The 15,945-nt window shown below is 68.3% G+C and carries 11 protein-coding genes; 7 read left to right on the top strand and 4 right to left on the bottom strand.

All coding sequences use genetic code 11. From position 1 onward, the window contains the following. Positions 1-2: 2 nt before the first annotated feature. From ACSFA7_RS02090 to ACSFA7_RS02080, 3 genes are all read right to left on the bottom strand, one after another. Complete coding sequence (locus ACSFA7_RS02090; protein ID WP_435497843.1) at positions 3-1,505, bottom strand: circularly permuted type 2 ATP-grasp protein; 1,503 nt, start codon at positions 1,503-1,505, stop codon at positions 3-5. Between the two features lie 96 nt (positions 1,506-1,601). Beyond that, positions 1,602-2,429: an oxepin-CoA hydrolase, alternative type gene (locus tag ACSFA7_RS02085; protein ID WP_435497842.1), complete on the bottom strand. Its 828-nt coding sequence runs from the start codon at positions 2,427-2,429 to the stop codon at positions 1,602-1,604. Between the two features lie 198 nt (positions 2,430-2,627). Further along, positions 2,628-5,063, bottom strand: a complete 2,436-nt coding sequence (locus ACSFA7_RS02080) for a DNA internalization-related competence protein ComEC/Rec2 (protein ID WP_435498875.1) — start codon at positions 5,061-5,063, stop codon at positions 2,628-2,630. Positions 5,064-5,204: 141 nt separating this feature from the next. Here ACSFA7_RS02080 and ACSFA7_RS02075 point away from each other — a divergent pair, with 141 nt between their 5' ends. The 6 genes from ACSFA7_RS02075 (at position 5,205) to ACSFA7_RS02050 (ending at position 14,275) form a co-directional block, all read left to right on the top strand. Next, positions 5,205-8,750: a transglutaminase family protein gene (locus tag ACSFA7_RS02075; protein ID WP_435497841.1), complete on the top strand. Its 3,546-nt coding sequence runs from the start codon at positions 5,205-5,207 to the stop codon at positions 8,748-8,750. A gap of 63 nt (positions 8,751-8,813) precedes the next feature. Beyond that, positions 8,814-11,570: a circularly permuted type 2 ATP-grasp protein gene (locus tag ACSFA7_RS02070; RefSeq protein WP_435497840.1), complete on the top strand. Its 2,757-nt coding sequence runs from the start codon at positions 8,814-8,816 to the stop codon at positions 11,568-11,570. Positions 11,571-11,606: 36 nt separating this feature from the next. Then, entirely contained in the window at positions 11,607-12,428 is an 822-nt protein-coding gene (locus ACSFA7_RS02065; RefSeq protein WP_435497839.1) for a basic amino acid ABC transporter substrate-binding protein, read from the top strand. Positions 12,429-12,443: 15 nt separating this feature from the next. Next, positions 12,444-13,400: a transglutaminase family protein gene (locus ACSFA7_RS02060; protein ID WP_435497838.1), complete on the top strand. Its 957-nt coding sequence runs from the start codon at positions 12,444-12,446 to the stop codon at positions 13,398-13,400. Then, complete coding sequence (locus tag ACSFA7_RS02055) at positions 13,397-13,855, top strand: RidA family protein (RefSeq protein ID WP_042580499.1); 459 nt, start codon at positions 13,397-13,399, stop codon at positions 13,853-13,855. Before ACSFA7_RS02060 ends, ACSFA7_RS02055 begins: the two co-directional genes overlap by 4 nt. A gap of 54 nt (positions 13,856-13,909) precedes the next feature. Beyond that, positions 13,910-14,275, top strand: coding sequence for a DUF2845 domain-containing protein (locus tag ACSFA7_RS02050; RefSeq protein ID WP_435497837.1), 366 nt, complete (start codon positions 13,910-13,912; stop codon positions 14,273-14,275). A 1-nt stretch (position 14,276) separates the two neighbouring features. On the opposite strand, the gene ACSFA7_RS02045 is transcribed toward ACSFA7_RS02050, so the two are convergent. Next, positions 14,277-15,197 carry a LysR family transcriptional regulator gene (locus ACSFA7_RS02045; RefSeq protein ID WP_435497836.1) on the bottom strand — a complete coding sequence of 307 codons (921 nt, stop codon included), beginning with the start codon at positions 15,195-15,197 and terminating at the stop codon, positions 14,277-14,279. 72 nt (positions 15,198-15,269) lie between these two features. On the opposite strand from ACSFA7_RS02045, the gene ACSFA7_RS02040 reads away from it, so the two are divergent. Next, on the top strand, positions 15,270-15,932 hold the full coding sequence (locus ACSFA7_RS02040) for an HAD family hydrolase (RefSeq protein ID WP_435497835.1): 663 nt from the start codon (positions 15,270-15,272) through the stop codon (positions 15,930-15,932). The last annotated feature ends 13 nt before the right edge of the window (positions 15,933-15,945 follow it).

The raw sequence follows: 15,945 nt of genomic DNA, 5'->3' as shown, positions 1-15,945 counted from the left end.
ACTCAGACCGATGACGATTGGCTTTGTGACTGCGTGGCCGCCTTGGGCTTGGGCGTGCGGTCGGCTTCGAGAATCCAGGTGTCCTTGGTGCCGCCGCCCTGCGACGAGTTGACCACCAGCGAACCCTCTTTCAGCGCCACGCGCGTGAGGCCGCCGGGCACCATCTGCACCTCCTTGCCCGAGAGCACGAACGGGCGCAGGTCGATGTGGCGCGGCGCGATGCCGGCATCGACGAAGGTCGGCGAGGTCGACAGGCTCAGCGTGGGCTGGGCGATGTAGCCGTCGGGCTTGGCGATCACGGCCTTCTTGAAGTCCTCGATCTCGGCCTGCGTGGCGGCCGGGCCGATCAGCATGCCGTAGCCGCCTGCCCCGTGCACTTCCTTCACGACCAGGTCCTTCATGTTGTCGAGCGTGTACTGCAGCTCGTCCTTGTTGCGGCACATGTAGGTGGGCACGTTCTTCAGGATCGGCTTTTCGCCGAGGTAGAACTCGATCATCTTGGGCACGTACGGGTAGATCGACTTGTCGTCGGCCACGCCGGTGCCCACCGCATTGCAGATCACGACGTTGCCCGCACGGTAGGCGCGCATGAGGCCCGCCGTGCCGAGCGTGGAGGTCGGGCGGAACACGTCGGGGTCGAGGAAGTCGTCATCGACGCGGCGGTAGATCACGTCGACGCGCCGCGGTCCGCGCGTGGTCCGCATGTAGACGAAGTCGTCCTTGACGAACAGGTCCTGCCCCTCGACCAGCTCGATGCCCATCTGCTGCGCGAGGAAGGCGTGCTCGAAGTAGGCGCTGTTGTACATGCCGGGCGTGAGCACCACCACCGTGGGCTCGGCCGTGGCTGGCGGCGCGCTGGCGCGCAGGGTTTCCAGCAGCAGGTCGGGGTAGTGCGCGACCGGCGCAATGCGGTTCTGGTTGAACAGCTCCGGGAAGAGCCGCATCATCATCTTGCGGTTCTCCAGCATGTAGCTCACGCCGCTGGGCACCCGCAGGTTGTCTTCGAGCACGTAGTACTCGCCGTTGCCGTCGGCATCGGGGGCGCGGACGATGTCGATGCCGGAGATGTTGGAGTAGACGTTGTGCGGCACGGTGACGCCCATCATCTCGGGGCGGAACTGCGCGTTGTTCAGTATCTGCTCGGCCGGGATGATGCCGGCCTTGATGATTTCCTGGTCGTGGTAGACGTCATGCAGGAAGCGGTTGAGCGCGGTGACCCGCTGCACCAGCCCCTTTTCCATGCTGTCCCACTCGTGGGCGGGAATGATGCGGGGCAACAGGTCGAACGGAATGAGCCGCTCGGTACCCGAGCCGTCCTCATCCTTGGCGCCATACACCGCGAAGGTGATGCCGACCCGGCGAAAAATCATTTCCGCCTCTTCGCGCCGCGATCGCATCACCTCACCGGGTTGCTTCGCGAGCCATTGGTCGTAGCGCTTGTAGTGCTGTCGGATTGCAGCCCCCGTATAGGGCAACTGCTCATACATCTCATCGAATTTGTGCATGGAACGACCAATCTCCTTGAGCCATAGCTTAGCAAGTTCAGGGCCAGTAGAACCCCTTATGCATCGCCGGAAGGCTTGTAAATGGCCGCTCCCCCGCTACCGCTTCTTGCGGGCCGCGAGGAATTCCTTGATCCGCTTGCCGCTTTCGTCGCTGTAGAGACTCTCGACGAGCACGCCACGCTCGGCATCGAGCTGTTCGCGGCGGCTGCGCCCGCGCGCCGAATGGACCAGCTCCTTGATGCGCGCCTGCACGTCGAACGGGCCCTGCGCGAGCTTCTGCGCCCAGGCGAGCGCAACGGCGTACGCGGTTCCGCGCGGCACGATCCGGTTCACCACGCCCCAGTCGTGGAGCCGGCGGGCGTGGTGGACCGTGCCGCCCAGCAGGATCTCGATCACTGCCTGCGGCGGCAGCGAGCGAGCCAGCGAATCGGTGCCGCCCCCGTCGATCGACAGGCCGAAGTTGACGTTGGACATCACGAATTCCGCATCCTCGGCCGCAACGATCAGGTCGCAGGCCAGGCAGAGCGAAAAGCCGCTGCCCGCCGCCGTGCCTTCCACCGCGGCAATCACGGGCTGGGGCGCCTCCTGCATCGCCATGACCCATTCGTTCAGGGCGTCGGAATGTGCCAGTTGCTCCGACTGCGGGAGCTTGCGCTGCCTCACGAGCCGCCGCAGGTCGCCGCCGACGCAGAAATGCTCGCCCTCCCCGGTCAGCACGATGGCACGCACGGTGCGAAAGCGGGAAGCTGCGCGTATCGCCTTGGCGGCCGTGCGGTAGATCGATGGATTGACGGTGTTGCGCGCCGCGGGATTGCTGATGGTCAGCACCAGCACCGCCCCCTCGCGGTGCATCTGGAGTTTTGCGGCGGAGGCGGAAGAAGCCGTCCCGGCGCTGGTGATGGCAGGCACGGCCGCGGACGTCATGACGTCCGCCTGCCAGGGAACCTGCGCTGAAGCTTGTCTCTGCCGTGCATGACGCCCCCGTGTGTTGTTTCAGGACGGTACAACGCATCAGGCGCCACCTTGCGTGACGTGGCAACCGGTCTTCAACCTCTTGTTTAACAATTTATTCACAGTTTTGGAGAGTTCCCCGGTGCGGCACGAGCGGCGCGTCCCCATGTTTCAGGGCATGCGGTGATGCCAGTAACGGGCGCGGCGCTCGCGCTCGCAGGCCAGTTCGGCGGGCCGCTTGCTGGTCCAGTGCGCCGCGCCGCAGCGCGCGCTTTCCACCAGCCGCACGCCCCGCTCCATGTAGCGCGCGACCACCTCCCCGGCGGGATGCCCGAAGCGGTTGCGGTAGCCCGCCTGGACCAGCCCGATACGCGGGCGCACCGCATCGAGCAGCGCCTCGCTCGACGACGTCTTGCTGCCGTGATGAGGCACCAGCAGCACGTCGGCCCGCAGGTGCTCCTCGGCTGTTCGCGCGACCAGCGCAGCCTCTTGCAGCCGCTCGATGTCGCCGGCCAGCAGCGCCGTCGCACGGCCGTTGCCGATGCGCAGCACGCACGAGACGGCATTGGGCCTGGTGAAGCTGCGGTAGTCGGTATCGAAGGGATGCAGCACCTCGAAACTCACGCCGTCCCAGGTCCAGCGCTGGCCTGCTTCGCACCGCTGCGCCGGGCGCAGCGCCTGCAGCGGATGGGTGGCTTCGATGGAGCTGAGCAGCGCGGCCTGCGGCTGCATCGCGAGCACCGCGGGTGCTCCGCCTGTGTGGTCGGTGTCGCGGTGGCTCAGCACCAGCATGTCGAGCCGTTCATCGAAGGCGCGCAGCAGCGGCACGAGCACGCGATGGCCGGCGTCGCTCTCGAGGCTGTAGCGCGGCCCCGTGTCGTAGAGCAGGCTGTGCGTGGCCGTGCGGACCAGCACCGCGTTGCCCTGCCCGATGTCGGCCGCGAGCAGTTCGAATTCCCCGGCAGAGGGCCGCGGCATCTGCCACAACAGCACGGGCAGCAGCAGCGGCAGGCCGAGCGCGCGCATCGACCACGGCAACCGCATGGCGAGCAATGCGCCGCCCGCGACGCCGCAAGCGGCCATCCACCACGGCGGCGCAGCCATCGAGAGCGTGGCGAAAGGCAGCCCGGCCAACCATTGCAGCAGGACGGAGAGCGCCTGCACCGCCCAGGCCGCGACGTCCCACAACGGCGCCACGATCGCACCCAGCATGGCAAGCGGCGTGACCACGAGAGTCACCCACGGGATCGCGATGGCGTTGGCCAGCAGGCCGACCAGCGACACCTGCTGGAACAGCAGCAGACTCAGCGGCGTGAGCGCGAGCGTGATCACCCATTGCTCGCGGAAGAACAGGAACAGCCGGTTCGCGGCGGTCGGCTTTCTCTCGCCCGCGTCCGTCGAATCGGTGGCGAACAACACGCCCACTGCGATGAAGCTGAGCCAGAAGCCCGCCTGCATCAGGGCCCAGGGATCGACCGCCACCACCACCGCGGCGGTCAGCAGCCAGACATGCGGCCACGGCCAGCGCCGGCCGGTGAGGCGCAACAAGGCGACAGTGACGAGCATCCACACGGTGCGCTGCGCGGGCACGCCCCAGCCGCTGAAGAGGGCATAGAGCGTGGCAAGCAGCACGCCGCCGATCAGTGCCGCCTGCGGCGCGGGAAGCCGCAGCATCAGCCGGCCGCTGCGCCGCCACAGCGCGCCGACGACGTGCGCCGCGAGCCAGGCGAACATGGTGATGTGAAGGCCCGAGATCGACATCAGGTGCGCCACGCCCGTCGCCCTGAACACATCCCATCCGGCCCGGTCGATGGCGCCTTGGTCCCCTGTGACCAGCGCGGCGATCACGCCGGCCCGGCGGCGATCGTCCACACGCTCGAAGACCGCGTCGCGCACCGCTTCCCGTGCGCGTTCGATGGGGTGTCGCCATGTGTTCGCCACATGCACCGGCGCGGCATCGCGCGCGCCGGTTCGCACATAGCCATTGGCATGCACGCCCTGCTCCCACAGCCAGAGCTCGCTGTCGAAGCCATGCGGATTGAGATTGCCATGCGGCGCCCTGAGCCGCACCGTCAATTGCCATCGTTCGCCGGCGTGCAGTTCGCCGACGACAGCAGAGGCAGATGCCCGCCCCTCGACGGCACGCCCCCACAGACCGGTGTTTTCGCCATACCAGCCCAGCGCGATGCGCGAGGGCATGGTCGGGGGCGCGTCGTTGCGCGCATCGGCCCATCGGGTGGATTCGACATCGAGATGAAACCGCGTTCCAGTCTCGTTGCGCTGCGGCATCTGCGACACCACGCCGGTCACCCGCAGGTCGCGCCCTTCGAGTGTTGGATCGAGCGCGCCATCCGCATAGGCCACGGCACGCCAACCCGCAAGGCCGGCACCGGCCAGGGCACCGCACATCAACGCCGCGACCAGCAGCAACCGCCCGAAAGCACGCCGCCACCACAGCCCCGCTGCGGCTACAAACAGCAGCGCCACGTAGACACCCGCGGTCCATAACGCCGGCTGGTGCAGCTGCAGCGCCGCACCGATCACCGTTCCCCCTAGCGCGGCAAACGCCCACGACCCGCCCCTGCCGGACGCACGCGACGGCGTCAGCACACAACCTCACGACACATGATGCAAACCCTCCCCGAACCCGCGCTCGATGGCGCGTTAATTGCTTGTTATCTCGGCTAGTATGCGTCTCACAAGAGACATCTTTTCGATGCAATCTCGCAGTACTGCACACAAAAACGCATGTCCATTCACGCCGCACTCCACCACGTCACTCACTACAAATACGACCGCCTGGTGCAGTTGGGCCCGCAGGTCGTGCGCCTGCGGCCCGCGCCGCATTGCCGCAGCAATGTGATCTCGTACTCGCTGACGGTCGAGCCGGCCGAGCACTTCGTCAACTGGATGCAGGACCCGTTCGCGAACTACCAGGCGCGGCTGGTGTTTCCCGAGAAGACGCGCGAATTCAAGGTCACCGTCGACCTCGTGGTCGAGATGGCGGTCTACAACCCCTTCGACTTCTTTCTCGAGCCGCAGGCCGAGAACTTTCCGTTCAAGTACACCGCCTCGCAGGCCGAGGAGCTCGCGCCCTACCTCGTGGCCGATCCGGTGACGCCGCTGGTGGAGGCCTACCTCGACAAGATCGACCGCAAGGAACAGCGCACCATCGACTTCCTGGTGGGCCTGAACCAGCAGGTGCAGCAGGACGTCAACTACCTGATCCGCATGGAGCCCGGCGTGCAGACGCCGGAAGAAACGCTCACCAACGGCAGCGGCTCGTGCCGCGACTCGGGCTGGCTGCTCGTGCAGCTGCTGCGCCACATGGGCCTGGCCGCGCGCTTCGTCTCGGGCTACCTGATCCAGCTCACGCCCGACGTGAAGGCCCTCGACGGCCCGAGCGGCACCACGGTCGACTTCACCGACCTGCACGCCTGGTGCGAGGTGTTCCTGCCGGGCGCCGGCTGGATCGGGCTCGATGCCACCTCGGGCCTCATGGCCGGCGAAGGCCACATCCCGCTCGCCTGCACGCCCACGCCGTCGAGCGCGGCGCCCATCGAAGGCGGTGTCGATGAATCCGAGGTCGAGTTCGGCCACGAGATGAAGGTCACGCGCATCTATGAATCGCCGCGCGTCACCAAGCCCTACACCGAAGAGCAATGGGCCGAAGTGCTCTCGCTCGGCGATGCGGTCGATGCGCGCCTGAAGGCCGGCGACGTGCGCCTCACGATGGGCGGGGAGCCCACCTACGTGGCCACCAGTGATCGCGATGCGCCCGAGTGGAACACCGACGCGCTCGGCCCCACGAAACGCGGCTACGCCACCGAACTCGTCCACAAGCTGCGCGCCGAATACGGCAACGGCGGCTTCCTGCATTTCGGCCAGGGCAAGTGGTACCCGGGCGAACAGCTGCCGCGCTGGGCGCTGTCGATCTTCTGGCGCGCCGACGGCCAGACGCTGTGGCACGACCCGGCCCTCTTCGCCGACGAGCGCTTTCCCACGCACTACACGAGCGAGGACGCGCGCCGCTTCACCACCACGCTGGCCGGCAACCTCGGGCTGACCGAGCGCTACATCCAGCCCGGCTACGAGGACACCTACTACTACCTCTGGCGCGAACGCCGCCTGCCGGTGAACGTGGACCCCTTCGAATCGAAGCTCGATGACGAGCTCGAACGCGTGCGCCTGCGCCGCGTGTTCACGCAGAAGCTCGATGCGGTGATCGGCTACATGCTGCCCATCGAGCCGGGCAATGCGAACGCCGATGCGCCGGCACTCGCCGGCCCCGGCTGGAAGACCGGCCCGTGGTTCCTGCGCGATGACCGGCTCTATCTCATTCCAGGCGATTCGCCGATGGGCTACCGCCTGCCGCTCGACTCGCAGCCGTGGGCCAGCAAGGGCGACTACCCCTACCTGATCGAGCGCGACCCGACCGCACCGCGCGGCGCGTTGCCGAGCGCGGCCGACTACCGTGCGCGCTACAGCACGGGTGCCCCCGGCGTCGCCGGTGCTGCCGGTGCCCCCGGTGCTGGCGGCGCCAGCCTCGGCGACGTGCCCTACACCTTCGGCACACCGCCCGTGGTGCCCGCATCGCTGCGCATGCAGAGCCCTGGCGATGCGGCCAGCAGCGACGCAGCGGCGGCCGCGCGTGCCGCCGACGACGCCAGCGCCACGCCCGCCACCCGCCAGCCGCTTCGCGGCGAATCGGCCCACTGGGTCACGCGCACCGCGCTGTGCGTCGAGGTGCGCGACCCGCGCCGCGCCAACGGCCCGTCGGCCGAGAAGAAGGGCAGCGCCTCGGGCGTGCTCTACGTCTTCATGCCGCCGCTCGCACGCCTGGAGGACTACCTGGACCTCGTCGCCGCCGTTGAAGCCACCGCGCGCGAACTGGACATGCGCATCGTGATGGAAGGCTATCCGCCGCCGCGCGATCCGCGCCTGAAGATGCTGGCCGTCACGCCCGACCCGGGCGTGATCGAGGTCAACATCCACCCGGCCCACAACTGGAAGGAACTGGTCGCGCACACCGAGTTCCTCTACAACGCCGCGTTCGAGACGCGCCTGTCGGCCGAGAAGTTCATGACCGACGGCCGCCACACCGGCACCGGCGGCGGCAACCACTTCGTGATGGGCGGCGCGACGCCGGCGGACAGCCCCTTCCTGCGCCGGCCCGAGCTGCTCGCGAGCCTCTTGCTGTATTGGCACAACCATCCGTCGCTGAGCTACCTGTTCTCGGGCATGTTCATCGGCCCGACGAGCCAGGCGCCGCGCGTGGACGAGGCGCGCAACGACCAGGTCTACGAGCTCGAAATTGCCCTCAAGGAAATCGCGAAGAACCGCGAGATCTACGGCCAGAACATGCCCGCGTGGCTGGTCGACCGCACGCTGCGCAACATCCTGATCGACGTATCGGGCAACACGCACCGCAGCGAGTTCTGCATCGACAAGCTGTATTCGCCCGACTCGAGCACCGGCCGCCTCGGCCTGCTGGAGCTGCGCGCCTTTGAGATGCCGCCGCATGCGCGCATGAGCATCGCGCAGCAGCTATTGATCCGCGCGTTGGTCGCCCGCTTCTGGGACGAGCCCTACAAGGCGCCCGTCACCCGCTGGGGCACCGAACTGCACGACCGCTTCTTGCTGCCGACCTTCGTGAAGATGGACTTCGACGACGTCATCAGCGAGATGCGCCAGGCCGGCTTCGCCTTCGATCCCGACTGGTTCGCGCCGCACTTCGAGTTCCGCTTCCCGCTCGTGGGGCAAATGCAGGCGATGGGCGTGGAGCTGTCGCTGCGCAACGCGCTCGAACCGTGGCACGTGATGGGCGAGGAAGGCTCGGCGGGCGGCACGGTGCGCTATGTCGATTCGTCGCTCGAACGCATCGAGGTGCGCGTGACAGGTCTCAACGAGAGCCGCCATGTCGTCACCGTCAACGGCAAGGTGCTGCCGTTGCAACCCACGGGCGTGACCGGAGAATTCGTCGCAGGCGTGCGCTACAAGGCGTGGAATCCGCCTTCGGCGCTGCACCCGAGCATCGGCGCCCATGCGCCGCTGACCTTCGACCTCGTCGACACCTGGATGAAGCGCTCGCTGGGCGGCTGCCAGTACTTCGTGGCCCACCCGGGCGGACGCAACTACGACAGCTTCCCGGTCAACGCCTACGAGGCCGAGAGCCGCCGCCATTCGCGCTTCACGCGCATGGGCCACACGCCCGGCCTGATGCGCACGCCGCCGGCCACCATCGAGCTTCCGGGCAGCCGCGAATTCCCGTTCACCCTCGATCTGCGGCGATAAGGGGCCATTTAGCACACTGCCCGAACGGCCGGCCCGTGACGGCGGTGTGACAATCCACCCCCTGTGGAACCTTTGAACGAATCCCTGTTCGACGCCCAGGCCCTGGAGTTTCCAGCGGCCCTGGCGTCGGCGCTCGCACCGGCCGCGCTGCCCGGCCACTTCGATGAATTGCGCGGCGAGGCCAGGCCGGCGGCGCCTGTTCGGCCCGGGCCTCCGGGTACGGCCCCGGCCGCAAGTGCCCCGCTGCTGCACGACGCGGCAGCAGAACGCCCGGCAGCCACGCAATCGCAATCCCAATCTTCCGCATCGCAGTCCCAGAGCCAATCGCAGTCGCAGCAACCGGCGGCTTCCGGCGACACCCCGCCGCTCACCCCCGCCTGGAACGCCTTCTTCGACCAGCTCGGCCCCGGCGGCTTCAACGACCTGCCGCGCCGCGCGGTCAGCCTCGAGCGGCAGATCCGCGACAACGGCGTCACCTACAACGTCTACGCCGATGCCACCAACGGTCCGCAGCGGCCCTGGTCGCTCGACCTGTTCCCGCTGATCGTCTCGCCCGAGAGCTGGAGCCAGATCGAGGCCGGCGTGCTGCAGCGCGTGCGCGTGCTCGACCGGGTGATGGCCGACGTCTACGGCCCGCAGCAGTTGCTGAGCGAAGGGCTCATTCCGCCGGCGCTGGTGCGCGGCCATCCGGGCTACCTGCGCGCGCTGCACGGCGTGAAGCCGCCGGGCGACACCTGGCTGCACATCGCAGCCTTCGACCTCGCGCGCGGCCCCGACGGCAATTGGTGGGTGGTGTCGCAGCGCACCCAGGCGCCTTCGGGCCTGGGCTACCTGCTGGAGAACCGGCTGGCCATCACGCGACAGTTTCCACAGGCCTTCGAGGCCCTGCATGTTCAGCGCCTGGCCGCCACCTACAGCGCCATGATGGACGGACTGCAGCGCATGTGCCCGGCCGGCGTGCCGCCCCACATCGCGCTGCTCACGCCCGGCCCTTACAACGAAACCTACTTCGAGCACGCGTACCTCGCGCGCTACCTGGGCGTGACGCTGGTCGAGGGCAGTGATCTCACGGTGCGCGACCAGCGGCTCTACCTCAAGACGCTGCAGGGCCTGCGCCCGGTGCACGGCCTCATCAAGCGGCTGGACGACCAGTTCCTCGACCCGCTGGAGCTGCGCCCCGATTCCACGCTCGGCGTGCCCGGCCTCCTGCAGGCGATTCGCGCCGGCAACGTGCTGGTGGCCAACATGCCGGGCTCGGCGTTTCTCGAATCGCCCGCGCTGCTCGGCTTCCTGCCGGGCCTGGCGCGTCGGCTGATCGGCGAGAAGCTCAAGCTGCCCGCGCTGCCCACCTGGTGGTGCGGCGAGCGCGCCGCACTCGAGGCGGTGCTGCCGCAGTTGGGCGACTGCTTCATCAAGCCCACCTACCCCGGCATCGACGGCCGCGTGAGTTTCGACGCGGTGCTCGGCAGCCAGCTGGGGCGTCGCGAACTCGACGAGTGGGCCGGTCGCATCGTGCGCGAGGGCGACGCCCACACGGTGCAGAGCTACCTGCCGCTGTCGCAGATGCCCACCTGGGCCAGCGACCTTGGCCCCGGCCACATCGCGCCGCGTGCGGCGCTGTTGCGCGTGTTTGCAGTGAGCGACGGCGCGCAGTCGTGGCGCGTGCTGCCAGGCGGCCTCGCGCGGCTCGCGGGCGCCGATGCGCAGATCGCCTCGATGCAGCGCGGCGGCAGCAGTGCCGACGTGTGGGTGCAGACGCATGGCGAGGTCGATCGCACCACCCTGCTGCAGCCGCACGCCACGCCGGCCTCGCTGGCGCGCCATCGCGCGCCGGTCACCAGCCGCGCCGCGGAGAACATGTTCTGGCTTGGCCGCTACACCGAGCGCGCCGAGAACGCGGTGCGCCTGGCGCGCCTCACGCTCAACCTGCTGGGCGGCGAAGACCAGTCGTCGCGCCCGCTGCTCGAATGGCTGCACCGCATGGCCGTGCGCAATGCGCTGGTGCCCGCCGAGGCGCCGAGCGCGCCACAGTCGCGCCGGGTGTTCGAGCGTGCCCTGGTGGCCGAGCTCGGCGACGTCGACGGGGGCGGCAGCGTCGGCTACAGCCTCCGCTGCATCCGGCAGGCGGCGGCCGCGGTGCGCGAGCGGCTCTCGCAGGACAACTGGAACCAGATCGTGCGCGCCGAGGCCGACTTCCTTCGCCGCGCTGCCGAGCAGGCCGGCGAAGGCAGCTTTGCCGCCAGCGCCGCGTTGCGCGCGCTCGAATCCGCCAGTACCGCGCTGGCCGCCATGACCGGCGCGCAGACCGACCGCATGACGCGCGACGACGCCTGGCGACTGCTCTCCATCGGCCGCCACATCGAGCGGCTGGGCTTCTTGTCGAATGCGCTCGAAGTCGGTTTCGACAACGGCGCGGTGCACGAGGTCAGCGGCTTCGAGGCGATGGTGGCGCTGTTCGACAGCACCATCACCTTCCACGCGCGCTACCAGCAGCGGCGCGACGTCGCCACGCTGGTCGACCTGCTGGTGCTCGACGCGGAGAACCCGCGCTCGCTGGCCTGGGTCACGCAGACCCTGCGCGGGCGCATCGCCCGGCTCGCAGGCAGTGCGCCCGGCAAGCTCACCGCGCTGTCGTACGAACTGCCCGATCCGGCCACATGGACGCTCGAGCACCTGTGCGCCGTCGGGCCGGACGCGGACTATCCCGCGCTGGTCCAGTTGCTCGCCAACTGCGAGACGGCGGCCTACCATGTGTCGGACGCCATCGGCACGCGCTACTTCACGCTCACATCCGAATCGCTGCGCTCCGTTGGAGCCTGATCGATTCCACAACGATATTTCGAAGGAGGCATTTCCATGTCAGGCATCGCCATCAACCGCCGCTTCACGCTGACCGCCGCTGCACTTCTGGTCGGCCTCGCACTGGCCGGCTGCGGCAAGCAGGAAGCCGCCGCGCCCGCGGCCGCCTCGGCACCACCGCCTCCCGCCGCAGCGCGCGTGCTGGTCGTCGGCACCGATGCTGCCTACGCACCCTTCGAATCGCAGAATGAAAAGGGTGAGGTCGTTGGCTTCGACATCGACGTGGTGAAGGCCGTCGCGCAGAAGGCCGGCATCGAGGTGAAGTTCGTCAACACGCCGTGGGAAGGGATCTTCAATTCGCTCGACCAGGGCGACCGCGACCTGCTGGTGTCGTCCATCACCATCACCGACGAGCGCCGCCAGACCATGGACTTCTCGCAGCCCTACTTCGAGGCCAGGCAGCTCATCGCGGTGAAAAGCGATTCGCCCGTCGCGAAGTTCGAGGACATCAAGACGCTGAAGGTCGGCGTGCAGAACGGCACCACCGGCGACGAGGTGGTGGGCAAGCTGCTCGGCAAGTCGAACACCGCCATCAAGCGCTTCGAATCGACCCCGCTCGCGCTCAAGGAACTCGAGGCCGGCGGCGTGCAGGCCGTGGTCGCTGACAACGGCGTGGTGGCGCACTACCTCGCGAACAACGCTGGTGGCGGCTTCAAGACGGTGAGCGATGCGGGCTTTCCGTCCGAGCAGTACGGCATCGCGGTGAAGAAGGGCAATGCCGAGCTCCTGGCGAAGATCGACAAGGGCCTGGCGGACATCAAGGCCGACGGCACCTACGCGAAGATCTACGCGTCGCATTTCGGCGCCGCGTCGAAGTAACTCACCGGCTTCGCCATGCTGCTGCACGTCACCCACGAAACCCGCTACGAGTACGCACCGCCGGTCGAGACGGCGCAGCACCTGGCCCACCTGAAGCCGCTCGCCACCGGTTCGCAGCGGCTCGTGAGCCACCTGCTCACGATCGATCCGCCGCCGGCGCAGCGCGGCGAGCTGCCCGACGTGTATGGCAACACCCGCGCCTTCTTCGCGCTCGAGGCCACGCACGACCGGCTGGTGGTCACGGCCGAGAGCGTGGTCGATACCTCGGTGCCGGTGCTCTCGGGCGCCATCGCCCGCGAACTCCCCTGGGAAACCGTGCGCGAGCGCTTCCGCTTCCGCAAGGACGCCACTTTCGATGCGGCCTCCGAGTTCGTCTTTCCCTCGCCCTACGTGCCGCGCCACGACGACTTTGCCGCCTATGCACGCGCGAGCTTCGTGCCCGGGCGCTCCACCTTCGACGTGGCGATGGACCTCACCGAGCGCATGTACCGCGACTTCGACTACGACGCCGACAGCACCGAGATCAACACCCCCGCCGTCGAGGCGCTGGCCCAGCGCAAGGGCGTGTGCCAGGATTTCGCTCACATCATGATCGCGTGCTTCCGCACGCTGGGCCTGCCCGCGCGCTACGTGAGCGGCTACCTGCTCACGCAGCCGCCGCCGGGCCAGCCGCGGCTGGTGGGCGCCGATGCCTCGCATGCGTGGGTGTCGGTGTACCTGCCGGGCGAAGACGACGGTGCCGGCGGCTGGGCCGATTTCGATCCCACCAACGGCCGCCAGCCGGGCGAGGACTACGTCACGCTGGCCATCGGCCGCGACTACTCCGACGTCTCGCCGATGCGCGGCGTACTCCATGGCGGCGCAAGGCATACGCTGAGCGTCGGGGTGACCGTGCAGCCGGTGGGGGAAGTGATCCAGCTCGCGCCGCAAAGCCGGACACAATCGACATCCCAAGACAAGGAGCTTCCATGAGCGTTTACGACAAACTTTCCAGCCTCGGCATCACCCTGCCCCCGGTCTCGGCCCCCGCCGCCGCCTACGTGCCCTTCGTGCAGACCGGCAACCTCGTGTTCCTGTCGGGCCACATCGCCAAGAAGGACGGCAAGGTCTGGGCCGGCCAGCTCGGCGTGAACATCACCACCGAGGAAGGCAAGCAGGCCGCACGCGCCATCGCCATCGACCTCCTGGGCACGCTGCACGCGGCCGTGGGCGACCTCAACAAGGTCAAGCGCATCGTCAAGGTGATGAGCCTCGTGAACTCGGTCGGCACCTTCACCGAACAGCACCTGGTGACCAACGGCGCGAGCGAGTTCTTCGCCGAAGTCTTCGGCCCCGAAAAGGGCGCGCACGCGCGCAGCGCCTTCGGCGTGGCGCAAGTGCCGATGGGCGCCTGCGTCGAGATCGAGCTGATCGCCGAAGTCGGCTGATCCGGCAGGAAAGCGCCCCGCTGGCCGGGGCTTTTTTTCGAGCCTTCGACAACCATGAACATCGTCCTGCGCACCCTCGCCTCGACTGCGCTCCTGTTCGCCGCCATGCACCCGGGCGGCGCATCTGCGCAGTCGCTCAGCTGCGGCGGTTTTCTCGCAGGCGTCGGCGAATCGAAGTTCTCCGTGCTCAACAAGTGCGGCGAGCCGGTCCTGAAGGACATCGTCTGCGTCAACCGGCCCCAGGTCGAAGTGATCGTCACGCCGGGCGCACGCGGCGGCGGGACGCGGCAGATCATCAGCCAGCAATGCATCCCGATGGAAGACTGGACCTACCACCGCGGCCAGGGCAACTTCCTCGGGATCGTGCGGTTCTATAACGGCGCGGTCGAGTCGGTGCGCGACGGGGACCGGGTTCAGTGAACTAGGGCGAGTTGCCGAAGCTCGCCTCCAGGAATTCGATCAACGCCTGCACGCGCGCCGTCCGCCCCTTGCGGGTCGGCACCAGCAGCACCACCGGTGCGCTGTCGAATTCCCAGTCCTTCAGCACCCGCACCAGCGAGCCTCGCGCGATCGCATCGGCCGCGTCCCATTCGGAGCGCAGCACCAGCCCCATGCCCTGCTCGGCCCAGTGCCGGGCCACGCTGCCGTCGTTGGTGACGAAAGCCGGCGCGATACGCAGTGTTTCGCGCGCACCGACGCGTCGTTGCGCCTTCGGCTTTGCTGCGCGGCGCACATGCCACAGCGTGACGTCTTCGTCGTTCTCACGGATGACGATGCAGTCGTGCCCCACCATCACGTCGCGCGGAACGCGGGGCGTGCCGCGCACACGCAGGTACTCGGGGCTCGCGCACAGCCAGCGCTCGTTGGTGCTCAACGTGCGCGCGACCCACGACGAATCGCGCACCGTGCCGATATGGATGATCGCGTCGGCATCGTGCCGGTCGGGCCATGGCGTCTCGCGAAGGTCGAACTGGATGCGCAGGCCCGGATGCAGGCGGGCGAAGCGCGCGAGCATCGGCGCCACGTACTGCCGACCGTAGCCGAAGGGCGCGGCGATGCGCAGCGTGCCGGTGAGCCGGCGGTCGTCGCGCTGCATCGATTCGCGCAGGCCCTCGATCTGCCCGAGCAGCGCCGCGGCCTCGCGAGCGAAGCGCTCGCCCTCGGCCGTGAGGCTCAGCCGCCGCGCGGTGCGGGTGGCGAGCGAGAGGCCGAGCGTGGCTTCGAGCTTGCGCAGCCGCATCGACAGCGCGGGCGGCGTGACGGCCAGCGAACGCGCCGCGGCGCTGAGCGAAGGCTCGCGCAGAAGGGCCGCCGCCAGTTGCATGTCCTCGATCTGGATCATTAATCTGTACTTAACGATTGATGAGTTCGCATTGAAGCACAACGACGGCTTTGAAACGTACAGTCCGTGCTCATGCAAGCCTCCATCGCCCCCGCTGGCGCCTACCCACGCGCCGTGCTTTTCGACCTGCTCACCGCCCTCCTCGACTCCTGGACCGTGTGGAACGCCGCCGCCGGCTCGGAAGAAAAAGGCCGCGCATGGCGCGCCGAATACCTCCGGCTCACCTACGGCTGCGGCGCCTACGTGCCCTACGAGCAACTGGTGAAAGACGCCGCCCGCAACACCGGCATGGCCGACACCGCACCGGATACGCTCGAAGCCCACTGGGACACGCTGCCCGCATGGGACGGCGCACGCGAGTTGTTGCAGGCGCTCAAGCCGCACTGCCAGCTCGCGGTGGTCACCAACTGCTCGCAGCGGCTCGGCCATCGCGCGGCGGCATTGCTCGGCATCGACTGGGACGTGGTCGTCACTTCAGAAGAAGCCGGCTTCTACAAGCCCGACCCGCGCCCCTACCGCATGGCGCTCGACCGGCTGGGCGTGCAGGCGAGCGACGCCACCTTCGTCGCCGGCTCGGGCTACGACATGTTCGGCACCTCGGCCGTGGGCCTGCGCACCTTCTGGCACAACCGCGTGGGGCTCGCCTTGCCGAATGGCGCGCCACCGCCCGAGCAACAAGCCTCGACGCTCGCACCCGCGCTGCCGTGGCTCCAATCCTTTGCTTCGATTTCCTGAACGGACGCCCCCT

Origin of the sequence: Variovorax trehalosi, assembly GCF_051216415.1 — a bacterium.
In the GTDB taxonomy this organism is placed as follows: Bacteria; Pseudomonadota; Gammaproteobacteria; order Burkholderiales; family Burkholderiaceae_C; genus Variovorax.
The sequence above is the reverse complement of the archived record's forward strand: the minus strand, read 5'-3'. Positions and strand labels throughout refer to the sequence as shown.